The sequence below is a fragment of the Caldicellulosiruptoraceae bacterium PP1 genome (genome assembly GCA_041320695.1).
Taxonomy (GTDB): domain Bacteria; phylum Bacillota; class Thermoanaerobacteria; order Caldicellulosiruptorales; family Caldicellulosiruptoraceae; genus JBGGOQ01.
Genome location: JBGGOQ010000001.1, coordinates 54,840 through 72,429, shown reverse-complemented (window position 1 = coordinate 72,429; position 17,590 = coordinate 54,840). Strand labels below are relative to the sequence as shown.

Annotated in this window: 18 protein-coding genes and 2 tRNA genes; 10 read left to right on the top strand and 10 right to left on the bottom strand. The window is 27.1% G+C overall.

Annotated features, from left to right (window positions below; genetic code table 11):
* From ACAG39_00390 to ACAG39_00375, 4 genes are all read left to right on the top strand, one after another.
* Entirely contained in the window at window positions 1-858 is an 858-nt protein-coding gene (locus ACAG39_00390) for a prephenate dehydrogenase (GenBank protein MEZ0535691.1), read from the top strand.
* On the top strand, window positions 842-2,143 hold the full coding sequence (gene aroA, locus ACAG39_00385) for a 3-phosphoshikimate 1-carboxyvinyltransferase (protein ID MEZ0535690.1): 1,302 nt from the start codon (window positions 842-844) through the stop codon (window positions 2,141-2,143). The genes ACAG39_00390 and aroA overlap by 17 nt, the downstream gene beginning before the upstream one ends.
* Window positions 2,144-2,217: 74 nt before the next feature.
* Window positions 2,218-2,613 carry a DUF1573 domain-containing protein gene (locus ACAG39_00380; protein MEZ0535689.1) on the top strand — a complete coding sequence of 132 codons (396 nt, stop codon included), beginning with the start codon at window positions 2,218-2,220 and terminating at the stop codon, window positions 2,611-2,613.
* Between the two features lie 105 nt (window positions 2,614-2,718).
* The gene (locus ACAG39_00375) at window positions 2,719-3,207 is read left to right on the top strand and encodes a DUF4364 family protein (GenBank protein MEZ0535688.1); all 489 of its coding nucleotides are present in this window, start codon (window positions 2,719-2,721) and stop codon (window positions 3,205-3,207) included.
* A gap of 60 nt (window positions 3,208-3,267) precedes the next feature.
* Here the strand turns inward: ACAG39_00375 and ACAG39_00370 are convergent, their stop codons facing one another.
* On the bottom strand, window positions 3,268-4,356 hold the full coding sequence (locus ACAG39_00370; protein ID MEZ0535687.1) for a glycosyltransferase: 1,089 nt from the start codon (window positions 4,354-4,356) through the stop codon (window positions 3,268-3,270).
* On the bottom strand, window positions 4,353-5,513 hold the full coding sequence (locus tag ACAG39_00365; protein ID MEZ0535686.1) for a glycosyltransferase family 4 protein: 1,161 nt from the start codon (window positions 5,511-5,513) through the stop codon (window positions 4,353-4,355). Before ACAG39_00365 ends, ACAG39_00370 begins: the two co-directional genes overlap by 4 nt.
* A gap of 308 nt (window positions 5,514-5,821) precedes the next feature.
* Between ACAG39_00365 and ACAG39_00360 the strand changes: the two genes are divergently transcribed.
* From ACAG39_00360 to ACAG39_00350, 3 genes are all read left to right on the top strand, one after another.
* Entirely contained in the window at window positions 5,822-6,670 is an 849-nt protein-coding gene (locus tag ACAG39_00360) for a Cof-type HAD-IIB family hydrolase (protein ID MEZ0535685.1), read from the top strand.
* A gap of 16 nt (window positions 6,671-6,686) precedes the next feature.
* A complete protein-coding gene (locus tag ACAG39_00355) occupies window positions 6,687-7,508 on the top strand; it encodes an AraC family transcriptional regulator (protein MEZ0535684.1) in 822 nt (273 codons plus the stop codon).
* 63 nt (window positions 7,509-7,571) lie between these two features.
* Window positions 7,572-8,306 (top strand): SIMPL domain-containing protein, encoded by a 735-nt coding sequence (locus tag ACAG39_00350; GenBank protein ID MEZ0535683.1) that lies wholly within the window; start codon window positions 7,572-7,574, stop codon window positions 8,304-8,306.
* A gap of 33 nt (window positions 8,307-8,339) precedes the next feature.
* Here the strand turns inward: ACAG39_00350 and trxA are convergent, their stop codons facing one another.
* The 3 genes from trxA to ACAG39_00335 all read right to left on the bottom strand — a co-directional run bounded on the left by trxA (window position 8,340) and on the right by ACAG39_00335 (window position 11,196).
* The gene (trxA, locus tag ACAG39_00345) at window positions 8,340-8,666 is read right to left on the bottom strand and encodes a thioredoxin (protein MEZ0535682.1); all 327 of its coding nucleotides are present in this window, start codon (window positions 8,664-8,666) and stop codon (window positions 8,340-8,342) included.
* A 38-nt stretch (window positions 8,667-8,704) separates the two neighbouring features.
* Window positions 8,705-8,974: a metal-sensitive transcriptional regulator gene (locus ACAG39_00340; protein ID MEZ0535681.1), complete on the bottom strand. Its 270-nt coding sequence runs from the start codon at window positions 8,972-8,974 to the stop codon at window positions 8,705-8,707.
* Between the two features lie 146 nt (window positions 8,975-9,120).
* Entirely contained in the window at window positions 9,121-11,196 is a 2,076-nt protein-coding gene (locus tag ACAG39_00335) for an N-acetylmuramoyl-L-alanine amidase (GenBank protein MEZ0535680.1), read from the bottom strand.
* Between the two features lie 158 nt (window positions 11,197-11,354).
* Between ACAG39_00335 and ACAG39_00330 the strand changes: the two genes are divergently transcribed.
* Together ACAG39_00330 and ACAG39_00325 are read left to right on the top strand one after the other, a co-directional pair.
* A tRNA-Arg gene (locus ACAG39_00330) sits at window positions 11,355-11,431 on the top strand.
* Between the two features lie 68 nt (window positions 11,432-11,499).
* Window positions 11,500-11,575 (top strand) — tRNA-Trp (locus tag ACAG39_00325).
* Window positions 11,576-11,895: 320 nt separating this feature from the next.
* Here the strand turns inward: ACAG39_00325 and ACAG39_00320 are convergent.
* From ACAG39_00320 to ACAG39_00305, 4 genes are all read right to left on the bottom strand, one after another.
* Window positions 11,896-12,072 carry a Spo0E family sporulation regulatory protein-aspartic acid phosphatase gene (locus ACAG39_00320; GenBank protein ID MEZ0535679.1) on the bottom strand — a complete coding sequence of 59 codons (177 nt, stop codon included), beginning with the start codon at window positions 12,070-12,072 and terminating at the stop codon, window positions 11,896-11,898.
* Window positions 12,073-12,213: 141 nt separating this feature from the next.
* Entirely contained in the window at window positions 12,214-12,693 is a 480-nt protein-coding gene (locus ACAG39_00315; GenBank protein ID MEZ0535678.1) for a hypothetical protein, read from the bottom strand.
* 83 nt (window positions 12,694-12,776) lie between these two features.
* Window positions 12,777-13,571, bottom strand: a complete 795-nt coding sequence (locus ACAG39_00310) for a hypothetical protein (GenBank protein MEZ0535677.1) — start codon at window positions 13,569-13,571, stop codon at window positions 12,777-12,779.
* A gap of 268 nt (window positions 13,572-13,839) precedes the next feature.
* Window positions 13,840-14,073 (bottom strand): hypothetical protein, encoded by a 234-nt coding sequence (locus ACAG39_00305; protein ID MEZ0535676.1) that lies wholly within the window; start codon window positions 14,071-14,073, stop codon window positions 13,840-13,842.
* Window positions 14,074-14,395: 322 nt separating this feature from the next.
* Between ACAG39_00305 and ACAG39_00300 the strand changes: the two genes are divergently transcribed.
* Window positions 14,396-16,762, top strand: coding sequence for a GH36-type glycosyl hydrolase domain-containing protein (locus tag ACAG39_00300; protein MEZ0535675.1), 2,367 nt, complete (start codon window positions 14,396-14,398; stop codon window positions 16,760-16,762).
* A 47-nt stretch (window positions 16,763-16,809) separates the two neighbouring features.
* On the opposite strand, the gene sigG is transcribed toward ACAG39_00300, so the two are convergent.
* Window positions 16,810-17,577: an RNA polymerase sporulation sigma factor SigG gene (gene sigG / locus ACAG39_00295; GenBank protein MEZ0535674.1), complete on the bottom strand. Its 768-nt coding sequence runs from the start codon at window positions 17,575-17,577 to the stop codon at window positions 16,810-16,812.
* Between the last annotated feature and the right edge of the window lie 13 nt (window positions 17,578-17,590).

The window sequence follows — 17,590 nt, the reverse complement described above, 5'->3', positions numbered from 1 at the left end:
ATGATTGGTAGAATTTTAATAATAGGTCTTGGTTTAATGGGTGGATCTTTAGCAAAAGCTTTTAAAAAACTTGGATATTCTATTGATTCCTATGATATTAATAAAGACTATTTAGAACTTGCAAAAAAAGAAGTAATAATTTCTGAAATTATTACTTCTTTTGATATACCTCAAAATAAATATGATTTTATTTTTATTTGTACTCCAGTAAAAGAAACATTAGAAATTTTAAAGATTCTTTCATCTAAGAGAGTAAACTCAATTATTACTGATATTGGTAGCACTAAAAAAGAGATTGTTGAATCTGCTATGAAATTAAATATGTTTAACTTTATTGGTGGTCATCCTATGGCTGGTACTGAAATGATAGGTTACCCTTTCTCAAATGAAAAAATACTCAGTAACGCTTATTATTTTATTACACCTACGATATTTAATAACCAAAGTGATATTGCTAAATTGAAAGAGTTATTGACAAAGATTGGTTGTAGAGTTGAAGAAATAGACTTTAATATTCATGATTATTTAACAGGTATTATCTCTCATTTACCTCACGTTGCATCAGCGGCACTTGTAAACATGCTACAAGAAGAGAATTCATTTGATTACTGCAAATTTGCTGCTGGTGGTTTTAAGGATACAACAAGAATATCTTCATCAAGCCCAAAAATGTGGCTTGATGTTTCTTTATCAAATAAAGAAATCTTAAATAATTTAATTGATAAGTATATTGATTTAATTAATAATTTTAAAAAAGCATTAAATGATAATAACAAAGACTTTATTTTTAACTACTTTAATACTGCTAAAACCCTTAGAGATAAGATTGTGAGGGAACAAAATGGAAATAAAAATTAATGGTAAAAGGACAATTAATTCAAAAATAAATATACCACCTGATAAATCAATTTCTCATAGGTCTATAATGATAGGTAGTTTAGCTTCAAATAAAACAATAGTAAATAATTTTTTAGCCTCTGATGATTGTATTGCAACTTTAGAATGCTTTCAAAAACTTGGAGTAAATATTGAAAGAAATGGTAATACACTTATTATTTATGGTAGAGATTATAATTTTGATTTTCCAGATGATCTACTTGATTGTAAGAATTCTGGAACTACTGCAAGGTTAATAAGTGGAATTCTATCAACGCAAAAATTTAGTTCTATATTGGATGGAGATTCTTCATTAAGAAAAAGGCCTATGAAGAGAGTCACAAATTTATTGGAAAAAATGGGGTCCAATTTTGACTTTTTAGAAAATGATGGATATTTACCTATGAAGGTTATAGGTGGAAATCTAAAAGGTATTGAAATTGAACTTGAAATCCCTAGTGCTCAAGTTAAGTCATCAATACTTTTTGCTTCATTGAAGGCAAATAGTAAAACAAAAATTATTGAAACAATTCCTTCTCGAAATCATACCGAGCTTATGCTTCAAAGTTTTGGTGCAAATATTGAAGTTGAAGAAGAATACAATAAGAAGATAATAACAGTTTCTCCTTCTAATAAATTAGAAGGCATGGAAATTAATATTCCATCAGATATTTCATCGGCTGCATTTTTTATTGTTTTGGCACTAATTTCAGAAAAAAGTACTGTCATAGTTGAAGATTGTATATTAAATCCAACAAGAACTGGTATCATAGAAGTTCTAAAAGATATGAACGCTAATATTGAAATAAATAATGTTAGAAAAATTAATAATGAACTAGTAGGGACAATTATTGCCAAAAGTAGTAATTTAAAATCAACAATTGTTGATAAAAACAAAATACCTTCTCTCATTGATGAAGTTCCAATATTAGCTGTTGCAGCATCTTTTGCAGATGGAACAACAATAATAAATGGAGTTAATGAGTTAAGGTATAAAGAAAGTGATAGAGTTAAAACAACTTGTGAAATGTTAAATAATTTTGGTACTGAAGTTTATGATGATGATGATAGGCTTATCATTTATGGAAATAAAAGTAATTTGCATCCAGCTATAGTAAATTCTTATAAAGATCACAGAATTGCTATGGCTTCAAGCATTATGGCTTCTGCTATCGAAGGTCAATCAACTATATTAGATGCTGAATATGTATCAATCTCTTTCCCTGATTTTTATAAAATATTATTTGAATCAAGCAAAGAAAAATAAATATTTGTTATTGACAAACAAAATTTAAGATTTATATAATTAAACTAAAGGAACTGCATTAGGAGTGAATTTATTTGAAAGATATTTTTATTGACGATTTTCAATTCTTAGTTGATGAGCTACTTATCAGAAATAGAAGTATACTTGACTCTATAACTAAATTCTCAGATTCAAATTCAAGAATCAATAGAAGTATAATTAAAGCTGTTACCAATTGTGGTTGTATTAAGATAAATGCTAAAAAACAAGAAATTCCAGAAGATGTTAGCTTAAAAGAAGCAAGAAAATACCTAAAAACACATGTTGAAGGACATCTATGTGATAATTGTAGAGATATCATTGAAAAGGAAATTGGAAGTAGTTTGTTTTACTTAGCTTCTATTTGCAATATACTTGATCTAAATCTTTATGATATTATTTTAAAAGAAATTGATAGAATGAAAATGCTTGGTGAATTTAATTTTAGATAAAATAAAGGTATTAGGCCGCCTTAAAAAGGCGGCCTTCATAATAAGGAGGTTTTATTCTTGTCTCAGATTAATCAAGATGAAGTTCATAACCTCGCTTTACATAAGATGATTATTCTTTATTTTTTAGAAAACATAAAAATACCTATATCAAATCAACAACTAGATGAATTTATTCTTGAAACAAATTATATGAGTTTTTTTGAATATCAGCAGTATTTAACTGAGCTTTCAAATCAGGGCTTAGTTTTTAGACATTATGAAGAAGGCAGATATTATTTATCTATAACTGAACACGGTGAACAGATACTATCTCTGTTAAATAATATTATTCCTGATCTTACCAAAAAAGAACTTGATGAATATGTAAAAAAGAACTTTAGAAGAATAAAAATGAACACAGAAGTCTTTTCTGATTACAAAAAAGTATCTCAAAATGAATATATTGTTCAGTGTTCAATAAGAGAAGGAAATTCATTACTTTTCGATTTGAAAGTTAATGTACCAGAAGCAGAATTAGCTAAACGTATATGTAAAAACTGGCAAACAAATGCAGAAGAGGTGTATAAAACATTATTTAATAAATTGGCAAAATAAAAGAGGGTGTCTCAAAAAACAACCACCCTCTTTTATTCTATCTATAATTAGTCTTTTTTATTAAACTGCTTCTTTGTTTTTAGAAAAACTATATATAACATCTTCAATAACTATTCTTGATATTAAAAAACTTATTAATGATTCAGCTCCTTCATTCATATTCAAGCCGTCAATCTCTATTCCATCTTTGCATCCACCAGAATTACTATTATATAAAGGCTCTTTTACTATATTTTCACCTAAAAACCACTTAAAAGATTGTATCGCTTTTTCCTTATATTTTGCTTTGTCGGTAATTCTATATGCTTCAGAATATGCAATTACGCAATCACAAGCATCAATAGGTTGCTCATCAAAAAAGCTTCTTTCTTTCCCTTTTTGATACCATCCTCTATTACCGATTAACCGCAATATTTTATCTTTAAATAATACATCTGTTAAAAAGTCCAATGCTTCTATTGCTACTTTATTATATCTCTCTTTTTCAGTTACAGCAAAAGATCTTAATAATGAATAAGGTAAAATAGCATTAGCATATGTCATTTTATCACTAAACCATTTCCATTTTTTGTTGCAATGTTTCTCATAAAAAATTATTAACTTTTCTGAAAGAGCTTCTAAATATATTTTAGCTTCCTTTGAGAATTCTTTTTCATCATGTATATTCGATAATGCAACAATTGCATATGCAATACTTATTGGGTGTTTTAGTGTAAGTACATTTCTTAAAGCATGTTTTAGTGTTATATAAGCCCATTCTTTGATACCTTTATCTTCAATAGAACTTATATACAAATATGATAATGCTATAAGAGTCCTAGAAAAACAATCCTCTGTTCCATTTTCATCTATAAATACTTTTGAGTAATTCATGAAATTTTTGAAAAATCCGTTTTTAGTTTTTGCATAATTAATAAATGAAGCATATCTATAGATAAGTTCAAGAAATTTTCTTTCGTGAGTATTTTCATATTGATAAATTACGATAATTAAAGCTCTTGCATTATCATCTGTCGTATATCCATGATTATAGTCAGGAATTGAAAATTTAGCATGTTGTAATATTCCAGTTGAATCTGTCATTCTAAATAAGTGTTCAAAATTGAGATTTGGTAAGTCAATTTCTCTTTTGCTTATTTGATTATTCACGCTATAACACCTACCTTTTTATAGGTATTAGCCGCTCCTTTTAATAAATTAATTACTTTACTTGCAATATTAGGCCAAAACATCTCTTTTCCAATCTTAAACGCTTTTGTTTCTAAACTTTTCTTTAATTTATCATCTATTAAAATACTTATCACAGCATCTGCAATAGAAAAATGGTCTTCAAATTCAACTAACAGTCCTCTGCCATCTGAAAGCATTTCTTTTGCATATGTGTAAGGAGTAGAAACAATTGCCTTCCCTGAGCCAATAGCATATGCAAGAGTACCTGAAACTGCTTGCTCCCTCCCTATGTAAGGAGTCAAGTATACGTCACTAATTTTTAGATATTCCATTATCTCTTTTTTAGTAAGATACCTATCAACAAACATAACATTATTGCTTATATTCAATTGATTTACTAATGAAACTAAACTGTTTCTGTATTCTTCACCTTTAATCTTTTTCACGCATGGATGGGTTTGTCCTAATATTAGATATATTGCATTAGGAACTTCTTTTGATATCTTTTCCATAGCTTTTATTGAATATTCCAAACCTTTTCCTGGGCTAATTAACCCAAATGTGCTTATTATTTTTTTATTCTCTAGATTATATTTTTTCTTTAAATATTCAGTATCAGCTAAATTCATTAGTGGAACACCATGATGAATAATTTTTATTTTTTCTTCTGGAACATCATATTGGTTAATTAAAATATCTTTTGTTGAATTAGCCATTGTTATAACTTTATAGCTTATTTCAGATAATTTCTTTAGTATTTCAAATTGTTTAGTATTTGGATTCTTTAAAACAGTATGAAAAGTTGTTATAATAGGTTTTTTTATTAACTTAACAAAAGGAATTATATATTCTCCATCTTGTCCTCCAAAAATTCCATATTCATGTTCAATAACAACGACATCATTCTTTGAAATATTTATATAATTTGCAGCTTTTACATAATCAGAAAACTTATCTTGATTTATGTCAAAAACAACTTTTTCATTATATAAATGTTTTTCTTTACTTATTGCAACAATGCTGCATTCTACTGATGTAGCTTTTTGTTCAATTGCATTGACTAAATCGTTGGTAAAAGTAGCAATGCCACATTCTCTTGGAGGATACGTGCTTATAAATAATGGTTTTACAGTCATGTAAACCCCTCCTAAAAACAATATTTGTAGTATATATTCTTGCCATTATTAATGAATTTATGAATTTATTATGAAGGCACATCGAAAAGATTATTTGAAATTATAAGATAAGAAAAGTATTGTACATGATATTTCAATTAATTATTATATTTATTTATGTTTAGCTTGTCAATATTTATAATTTATTTATTATTCATAACAATTTTTTGTTTTCATTTTGTCTATCTTTGTATGACCGGTTAATTATTTTTATAAGATTATGTTATATGATATAATAATTTTATTAATATAATTAATTAGGTTACAATATGATAAAAGTCATTGCAACAGACATTGATGGAACTTTATTAAATGATTATGGTGAAATAACTGATAAAAACAAGATTGCTTTAAAAAAAGCTAATGAATTAGGAGTAAAAATACTGCTTTGTACTGGTAGAGGTTCATCTGCGGCATTAGTAATGAAAAAGTTAGAAATTGAATGTGGTGGGATACTGTCTAACGGTGTTTATGTATTTGATAATTTAAATCACCCGCCATTGATATCCAATTATTTATCAAATTACATTTTTAAAGATATTATTAATTATTTAGATAATTATTATAAACTAAATTACTATATTGTTTTAGGTTATCACCACGATATGCATATGATTTATAAATTAAATTTTATTGATAATTATTTTATCAATTTTGTAAATTATAGAAAAATTCATAAACCAACTTATGCATTTAACAGTTATATAGATATTAACGATAAAACAGTAAGCCATATTGGAATCATTGACAATTTCAATTTTTTAAAAGAAGTTAAATTAAATTTAGAAAGCATTTATAACAAAAATGAAATTAATATTGTTTTATATACAGCAGCAGATATTAAAACTTATGGTTTTTTAGAAATTATGCATCCAGATGCATCAAAAGAAAAAGCACTAAAAAAATATTTAGAAAGCGTAAATTTATCAACAGAAAATGTAATTTCAATTGGTGATAATTATAACGACATTGGATTAATCTCTATGGCAAAAATTGGTGTTGCAGTATTTAATTCGTCTGATGATGTAAAAAGATATGCAAAATATATAACAAAATATGATAATAATAATAGTGCTGTAGCTGAAGTTATTAATACATTTCTATTTAAAGAATTTTAAAGGTTGAGTGATGCAAATGAATCAAGTATTCTTAGTTACAACAGGTTTAGAACAAAAGTTGCCAATAATTTTAAAAGGTATAGGGACAAGAGATTCACAAGAAAAAGTATACAGAAAAGAAGGTTTTCCTGATTATCACTATTTACATACATTATCAGGCAAAGGTTTTTTTATTGTTGATAATAAAAAATATATAATTGATGAAAATATGGGTTTTTTCTTATTTCCTAATGTCCCACACGAATATTATCCAATAGAAAATAATTGGTCTACAATTTGGCTTACTTTCAACGGTCCTGCAGTAAATGAAGTATTGAAATCACTTGAAATAAAAAGTTACGAAGTCTTTTCATTACCAAATAAGTCTTTGCTTGAAAGTATAATGCAAGCAATTAGTAACAAATATTATAGTGCAAATTACTATGTTTCTCTTGAATGTTCTCAATTAGTATATAATTTCATATTAAATTTAGCTATGGCAATACAAAATGGTGTTGATAATAATTTTGAATCAAATTATGTAAGATTATCGCCAATCTTAAAATTTATTGACGAAAATTATAAATTAGAATTATCACTTGAAGATTTATCAAAAATTGTTCAACTTTCACCACAGCATTTATGTAATTTATTTAAAAAGACATTTAAAATAACTCCTTATGAATATTTAATAAGAGTAAGAATTCAAAAAGCAAAGGAAATGCTTATAAAAAATGACTATTCACAAGTAAAAGAGATTTGTTATGATGTTGGTTTTAAAAATATAAGTTATTTTTGCTACGTTTTTAAAAAATTAGAAGGTGTTACGCCATCACAATTTAAAAAATTATTTTTATAGAATAAATAACATCTTTTTATTCTGTTCGTTTTAATTAATAAAAGAAAAAAGGAGTTGTTTTATATGATCAATAAAAAGTCATTCATATTTATTAGTTCTATTTTCTTAATAATTAGTTTTGCTCTAATTTTTAATGGAAACTTATCTCAAGGTATCGCAGCTAATCAAGGCACTTCATCTACGACAGAAATCATTGTTAAAGGTTCTGCTTCAATTTTTGCTCAACCAGATATCTCAATAATAACCGCTGGTGTTTTAAGCGAAAATGTAAGTGCAGATGAAGCTTACAAAGAAACCGCACTCAAGATAAATAGAATAATTGATTCAATTAAAAAGCTAGGAATTTCAACAAATGACATAAAAACAATAAGAGTTAATGTATATCCAAAGTATAGTTATGAAAAAGACACAGGCAGTTCAAAAATTATAGGCTTTTATGCAAGTTCTGACATACAAGTAACAATAAGAAATATTCAAAATACAGGAAAAGTAATTGATACAGCAGTTAAGAATGGATCTAATAATATTTCTGATATTAGATATGATGTTTCAAATTTGGATAAATACTATAATCAAGCTCTAGCAAAAGCAGTTAATGTAGCAAAAAGCAAAGCAACTGTAATTGCTGATAATATTGGCGTTAAATTAGGTAAACCAAGAAATGTTACAGAAAATACCTATGTAAACTATCCAATAACAACATATAATAAAATGACATCTGTTGCTGCTCAAGATAGTGCTATTCAAATTGAACCTGGTAGCGTAGAAATTAAAGCCGACATAACATTAACCTATTAAAAAAGGTGAGCCACTTAAAGTGGTTCACCTTTTTTATAGATTTCTATTAAGAAATGCTACAAAATCTCCCTTAGGTCTTGCACCAATTATTTTATCTACTGGTTTCCCATCCTTAAAAAGCATTATTGTTGGAATGCTCATTACTCTATAAATAGCTGCAAGATCACCATAATCATCAACATTTAATTTAGCAAATTTAACCTTTCCAACATATTCGTCTGATAAGGATTCTATAACAGGTGCAACCATTCTACATGGCCCACACCAAGCAGCCCAAAAATCAATTAATACTGGGATATCAGACTTAATTACCTCTTGCTCAAAATTTTCTCTTGTAATAGTAACAATATTTGACATAATGCCACAACTCCTTTCAAATTTATTTTTACCCTATTTTTTTATTTAATAAACCTTATTAAGGTTTCAACCAATTCATCAACATTTTTTTGCTCTTGTGTTTCTTTGAATTCGGAAAGACAAGCTTTTGAATATTTTTCAAGTATAATAGTTCCTACTTTGTTAAGTGCAGACCTAGCAGCAGCAATTTGAGTAAGAACTTCATTACAAGATTTTTCATTTTCAATCATTTTTTGAATACCTTTAATTTGACCTTCGATTTTTCTTAATCTAACAAGAATATTTTCCTTCTCATTAGAATATTCACTCATTAAATCAACTCCTTATACCCTATACCCGTATTCAATTATTATTATATACTTTTTCAATCAAAAGTCAATATATAAAAAAAGAAATTGAATCTTTTTACAAGATTCAATTTCTAATGTTTTTTTAGTTTTCCCTTACTTTTATTATTTTATTTTCTATTAATAAATATTTTTTCAACAGCTGTTGCAATTGCTTTTGCAACATTATTTTTAAAGTCATCAGATAGTAACTTGTCTAAGTCATTTTGATTAGTTCCATATGCAACCTCAACCAATACTGCTGACATATTAGAGGTCCGTAAGACAGCAAGGTTAGGTCTTTCAATTATTCCTTTGTTTTGCATTAATGTATAGTTTATAATCTCATTTAGTACAATATTAGCAAATTGTTTGTTGTCAATAACTAAATTAGTATTTGAGCTATTTTTATATAATACCATTGTCCCGCTTACTTTATCTGAATCATGGGCATTATTGTGTATACTAATAAACAAATCAGCATTTTTCTTATTAGCCATATCTGTTCTTTCGTAAAGATCAATATATCTATCATCTTCTCTTGTCATATATACCTCATATCCTAATTTTAAAAGTTCCTGTTTTAATCTTAGAGATATATCAAGGTTAAAATCTTTTTCGTTATATGTTGCTACTGTTTTCCCATTAATTATTTTTTTATAGATTGCACCTGGATCTTTTCCTCCATGGCCTGGATCTAAGTAAATCACAAATTTTTTATTCTGCTTTTTATTAAAAGTAATCACAATATTATTTTGATTTATTGTCTTTTGAGCAACGACATCAGGTTTGAGATAAATGGTGGCATTGTAGACCCCTTTATCATAAACTTTTTCTATTGTAGTTATATATTCATTTAAGCTATATACTGCATTTGAAATTATTATGTCATTTGTGGACTTAAAAATAATCTTACTATAGTATACATCACAAATAACAGAACTAACTAAAGCATTATCAACTAGTAATTTACTTTGGTCAAGCGGTCTAATTATTGGTAAATTGTTTGTTAAAATTAATTGGTAACCAAAAGAAGTCTTGTCTAATACAAAGTAATTAGACTTTTTTGAAATAATAAATTCGGTTATTTTTTGTTCATAGTTTTGATTAATTCCTATAAAGTCAATATATTCATCATTATAATCATATACTGCTTGAGTTAATGTTTTAAATAATGCATCTTTTATTCTTAAAACAATATAATTACTATTAGCAATTTCATTAATTGTAGCAACTGAGTCACTTGAACAATTTATTATAATCTTTTCAAATAGATTTCCCTTTTCAACACTAAATCCTTCAATGTTATACACATTTTTTTCAACTGTTGTTTCATCATCAATATTTGTATCAATTGACTTTGACGAAGAACTCAATTGATTTAAGTTAATAAAAAGATTAATATTATTTCCTTCAAAAACAGCTTTAAAACTATTAACTAAAGCCATATCATCGTAAACATCAACAACTATTCTTGTAAATATTTTCCCATCTTTATCTTTATTAATTGCATGTCTTATCGATTTAATTCCATTATGATCTATTTTTATATTATTGTTTAGTAATATATCATTTGTATCATAAATATCCAAAACAATTCTTGTTGGTTTCTCCAGCTTATATACCTTATAATTTCCTTGTTTAACCAAAGATGCTTTTAATTGAAATGTGCTGTTTGCAAATGAATAATTAATTGAAGTTAAATTATTTTGTATTTGATTCACAGTATTTTGAGTATTTTGTTTAGCATCTATACTACTATTTTTACTTGAATTACTACGTGAAATGCTAGCAACTTTTCTATTTATGTATATTTTATTATTTTTTTTATCAATAAAAGCATTGTAAGCAATGATATTGGATAAATCAAGTATATTTAAATATGACCTTTGGTTAATTATAGTTGGTTTTGTAGAAATTTTTACCTGTTTTTTATCTATAAAAACAATATTTGAATTTATCTTAAATGTTATCTTTGATGAATTTGATAATAAAATAATTTCTTTTGTTTTACTATTCCAATCAATTTTATAATTTAAATTTTTGAATAAATCATAAATAGATACATAAATAATATTTGATTTATTTGTTATTGAAATATTTTTAATTTCTTTATTATCAATAAATATCCGATAATTATTGCTAAGAGCAACTGATGACAACATCAGTGTAAAAATACAAATTAAAATTATAATTTTTTTTGTCATTTTAAGCAGCTCCTTGTCAAATTTCAGTTCTTTTCTTATATCTTATCTTATTTTATTATGTTAATCAATCAATAAATAATGGTTTTTTGATAACAAAGTTATTAAAATTCCTTGAAAAAATATCTTTTTGATATTATAATATTATTTGCATTAAGTTAGCGCCCATGGCTCAATTGGATAGAGCATCAGACTACGGATCTGAGGGTTGGGGGTTCGAGTCCTCCTGGGCGCGCCAAATTTAAATATATGAATTAATTTTTATTGACATATTAGTAAAATGTAAGTATAATATAAATTGCTTATAGGGGCGTAGCTCAAGTGGTAGAGTAGCGGTCTCCAAAACCGTCGGCTGAGGGTTCGAGTCCTTCCGCCCCTGCCAGTAAAATTAAGGTTTTAATAATTTTGTAAATATTTCTTAATATATTTTTACTGCAATCTTACTGCTATCTTTAAAAAGCCTGTTTAAAAACTTAATATGATAAAATAAAAGGCTCTATCATAAATGTTGGGGTGGTAATTCAAACATTTATTATAGAGCCTTTTTAAATTGCTAACCCATATAACACCAATCCAGCCGAATCATGTTGAGATATTAAAAAGATGATTTTTTGTTGAAAAAATTGATAGAAAATAGGTAATATACTTAAGGCTGTCCAAAAAACATTGCAATACTCTCTATTTATGTCCATCTTAAAACTTTTATTCTTTTAATTCTTTTAGTAATTCGTAATACTCAACCAATAGCTTGTCTAACTCCTGACTCTTATTTATAATATTAGGATCAAGTAAATCTTTTGTTTCGCCTATCAATTGATCTAATTCAGCTTTTAATAATTCAATTGCTTTTAATAGTATTTCTACTCTTATTTTGTTCATATTATACCACCTCAAAGGTTAGCTTGCCCTGAAGGTGGTAATTTAATACACTATTTTTTACCAATACTATATACAGTTCAATAAATAATGATATTATAAAAAGTATAAAAAGGTGGAGTATTTTCCTCCACCTTAAAATTTTTACTTTAGCTTAGCAAAAGCATCTTTTATAATATAATAACTTTTTTTAAGTCTTTCTCTATATGAAGGAGTATCCCACCCTTTCCATTTGTATATTAATTTTTGAATTTTATCTTTACCAGGAAATATATCAATTACTTTTTCATCCTGAATTATAATACCTGATATAACAAACCCATCAGTTTTTACTACATTAAACTTATCACGTATTGGTAAACTTTGATATTTTTTATTATCATCTAAAACCATAAAACTTGATGGATCGGTAACATTTAATCTTCCCCATGGTATTCTCAAATAAATTTTATCATTGATGTAAAACCCATTATGTGAATCTGAAAAATCACCGTAATAAATTTTGCTTCCATCTTGTCTTATTTCTGGTATTACCTTACCATCCATAGTAATTCTTTTTTTGTTTATTACAGGATTAATAGTTGTAAATATTCCATTAAAAGTTCTTTGGGTAGAAAATTTCATATCACCAATATTATAACCTGGATGAGCTAATAATCGTGCTTCTTTTCCTTTTATATCTATTATAAATTCAATACCTGATGGTGCTAATATATTAATATTTTTTTATACTTAAAATCACCTCTTTCTCTATCATAAGTATCAATACCTATTATTATTTCTTTGTTTCTTATATCAAAATTCTTATCATAACTTAAATTTATATATAGAAAACTTTGGTCTGATGAAATTTCAATACTTTTTATAATTCCATCATCACTTATTACAATATCTGATTTTGCTGGTGGAATGCTTTCATTTGCCAAAATACCATAATTTTGTTCTGGATCTAACATATTATGCCAAAGAATATGTCTATCGTAAGGTATCATAAATGGTTCGGTAAACCAAGACTTTTTTGCCCATTCATCCATCCATTCGAAAATGATTCCTCCAATATACCCTTCTCTTTTTATCGCATTCATCATTCTTACAATACCTTTGCCTTGACTTATCTCATCTATTCCACCATGATTATATCTATCTGGATTAGAATGAATGTTTGCCATACCTGTAGCTAAACCAAATTCAGCTACAAGTGCAGGATATTTTTTATTTAAACTCATAAATTCTTTTAAATAGCCACCATACATAAATCTTCCAAATTCATCTTTATATTCTTTATATTTTTCTTCATTATTCATAAAATCAGGATAGTTTGGATATATATGATAAGCACCAAAAAAACCAGCTTTATTCTTAGGACCTAAATCAAATGTATTTATATCAATTGACACCTTATCGTTATATTCAAGTTCTTTTTTACCTTGTTCATTAAACTCTGAACTGTGATTAATTATATCTAATGTTGGCCAACTTACTATTGCAACAGGGTGTTGCATATTATATTTTGTTGTTTCATATTTTAAAAGATAATCACAAGTTAATGCTAACCAACCTTCTGTAGCTTCTCCTTTATTGTTTTTAATAAACTCACCATTAAAGCGAAATTCCTTATTTAATTTATTTGTATTAATGACCTCATCAGGTTCTAATTCACGCCCTACAAGAAATGCAATTGTCCAATTTGAAATATCAGAATCATATAATCCATACGACTTACCAACTCTTTTTTTGATTTAAATATTACCATGTATTGCATCAACAACATTAATAGTCCAATTTATAATCAAAATTACTATTTGTTAATTCATTCTTTATTTTCATATTGTTTAATATCCAATGTAATCCTTTATGTTCTCTATAGTCTTCATTTGGAACAGTTTTGTCTATAATCCAAACATTCATAAAACTATATGGTTGCAAATACCATACAATAAAAGGTAAAGAAATTAATAAAGCAAACATAAAAATTATCAATATATAAACAATCCTTTTTTTCATATTCCCACCTGCTTACAAAATTATTTTTTAAAATTTATTAATATTATTTATACCCTTTGGATTCTTTTAATTAAATATTATTATTGTTTAATGAAATATTATTAATTGTTTTATGCATATTATTTTGACATTTTGCACAATTTAAAGTGTTTATTATAGCATATGAAACAATATGTTTTGTTAATTATAAATAATTATATTTTTTTTTATATATTTTAATTATATATGTTTAACAATTATTTTATTGTATGATATAATTAAATAAGAAATCAATTACTCATTTTCATGTAAACTTTATGTGTATATTATGGGAGGTATTTTGATGAGATTTGGCTATTTTGATAACAATAAAAAAGAATATGTTATCACTTCACCAAATACCCCAGCACCATGGATTAACTATCTTGGCACTCAAAACTATTGTGCTATAATATCTAATAATGCTGGTGGATATTCATTTTACAAATCACCTAAAAGCGGTAGACTTCTTAGATACAGATTCAACAGTATTCCTATGGATAGGCCTGGTAGATATGTATATCTTAGAGATGACGAAGATGGCGATTTTTGGTCAATCTCTTGGCAACCGGTTGGAAAAGATTTATCAAAATTTAAGTCAATTTGTAGACATGGACTTGGTTATACAATCTTTGAAAGCGAATACAAAGGAATTAAAGCAGAGCTTACTTTATTTGTTCCCACTGATAAAGACTTAGAGGTTTGGGCTGTAAAAATTAAGAATAACAGCCATAAGAAAAGAGAGCTATCTATTTTCTCCTATGCAGAATTTTGTTTTTGGGATATCATGCAAGATCTAATAAACTTTCAGTACATATTATATACATGTATGATGGACTATCAAGACGATGTTGTTGATTATACAGTTAAATTTGTTACACACAATAGTCCAAAAGCATTTTTGGCATCAACATTTAAAGTAGAATCATTTGATACAGAAAGAGATAAATTTATTGGTAATTACAATGATGAGTCAAAACCTCTTGCTGTTGTTAATGGAAAATGCTCTAATTCTATTGCTGTTGGTGGTAATCCTTGTGGAGCTACTCAAAGCAAATTAATACTTGAACCTGGTAAAGAAATAAATGGAGCTTATATTGTTGGTGTTGGTGATGCTAAAACAATAGGAAAAAAGGTTAAAGAATATTACAGCAATTTTGATAATGTTCTAAAAGATTTATCAAATGTTTATGAGTATTGGAATAATAGATTATCAAAATTTACTTTTAAGACCCAAAATGAATTGTTCAATACAATGGCTAACATTTGGAATCAATATCAAACACATATTACATTTAACTGGTCTAGATCAGCTTCATTTATAGAAGCAGGTGGAAGAGATGGTCTTGGTTTTAGAGATACAAACCAAGATATATTAAGTGTTATTCATTCAATACCTAATGAATCTAAAACAAGAATAAAAGAATTATTACGAGCTCAACTAAGTGAAGGATATGCTATGCATGGAGTTCAACCTTTAACTTGGAAACAAGGGAGGCATAATATTCCCGATGATCCAAGACATATTTTCTCTGATGACCATCTCTGGCTTATTCTTTCGGTTACATCATACTTAAAAGAAACTGGTGATATAGATTTTCTTGAAGAAACAGTTGAATATGCTGATGAAGGTTCAGATACAGTATATAACCACCTTAAAGCTGCTCTTGAATTCTCATGGAGAAAATTAGGCCCTCATGGTATAACATTAGGATTAAATGCTGATTGGAATGACTGTATTAATCTAAAAGGAAAAGGTGAAAGTGTTTGGTCCTCAATGCTATATCATAAAGCTCTTGTTGAATTTATAAGACTTGCAAACTTCTTAAATAAAACCGAAGATGCAGAACATTTTGAAATTTATAGAAAAACTATTAAAGAAAATCTTGATAAATATGCATGGGATGGCGAATGGTTTGTCAGAGGTTATCTTGATAGTGGCAAAAAGTTAGGTTCAAAAGATAGCGAACAATCTATCATTTTCTTGAATTCACAAACATGGTCTGTAATTAGCGAAGCTTATTTGAATGATGATAGAGCAGTAAAAGCTATGGATAGTGTTGCAAAATATCTTGCAAGTGAACATGGTGTTGTTAAAAATTATCCAGCTTTCACTAAATATAATGAAGAAATTGGTGCAGTTACCTCCTTCCCACCAGCTCTAAAAGAAAATGCTTCGATTTTCTCACATACTAATACTTGGGTTGTTATTGCAGAGGCTATGCTTGGAAGAGGAGATAAAGCATTTGAATACTATCTTTCATACTTACCAGCTGCAAAAAATGAAATTGCAGACAAATATTATATTGAACCATATGTATATTGTCAATTTATAACAGGTAAAGAACATCCATTTGAATTTGGCCGCGGTAGAAATCCATGGCTTACTGGTACAGCTTCTTGGGCTTTTGTAGGGCTTAGTCAATATATTATTGGTATTAGACCTGATTATGATGGTATTTTTATAGATCCATGTATTCCAAAGGATTGGACTGAGTTTGAAGTCAGTAGATATTATAGAGATAAACTCCTTAACATAAAATTCCAAAATCTTAATAAGGTTAATAAAGGAGTTAAAAAAATAATTATAAATGACACTGAAATAAATGGTATAAAAATACCTTACGAAATGTTGCATAATGTAAATGATATAAACGTTATTATGGGATAAAATTAAGGGCTATTCTTTTGTGGATAGCCCTTAATTTATATTTATTTCTACATCTGCTTTTTTATATGATTTAACGCACTTTTTTCTAATCTTGAAACTTGTGCTTGTGATATTCCAATGATATTTGCAACCTCCATTTGTGTTTTACCTCTGAAAAATCTAAAATATAATATTTCTTTTTCTCTTTTTGTTAATTTTCTTAAAGCATCTTTTAATGCAATGTTTTCTAACCACACATTTTCATTGCTTTTTTGGTCACTAACTTGATCAACAACATAAAGTGTATCAGAACTTTCTTGAAATAATGGCTCATATAGTGAAATTGGCTCTTGAATTGAATCAAGTGCAAATACCAAATCTTCTTTTGAAATTGAAAGTTCAGATGCTATCTCTTCTAATGTAGGCTCTTTATGGTTATCATTCATATATTTTTCTTTTATTTTTAATGCTTTATATGCTGTATCCTTTAATGATCTAGATATCCTAATCGAATTATTGTCTCTTAAATATCTTCTAATTTCGCCTATTATCATCGGCACTGCATATGTTGAAAATTTTACATTTTGGCTTAAATCAAAATTATCTATAGCTTTAATAAGTCCAATGCATCCAACCTGAAATAAATCATCAAGATTTTCCCCTCTATTTATGAATTTTTGTACTACACTTAGTACAAGTCTTAAATTTCCTTCAATAAACTGCTGTCTAGCTTCAATATCTCCATTTTTCATTTTTAATAAAAGCTCCATTTTCTCTTCATGGCTTAAAACGGGGAGAGTAGAAGTATTAACACCACATATATCAACCTTATTCATAAAATAACCTCCC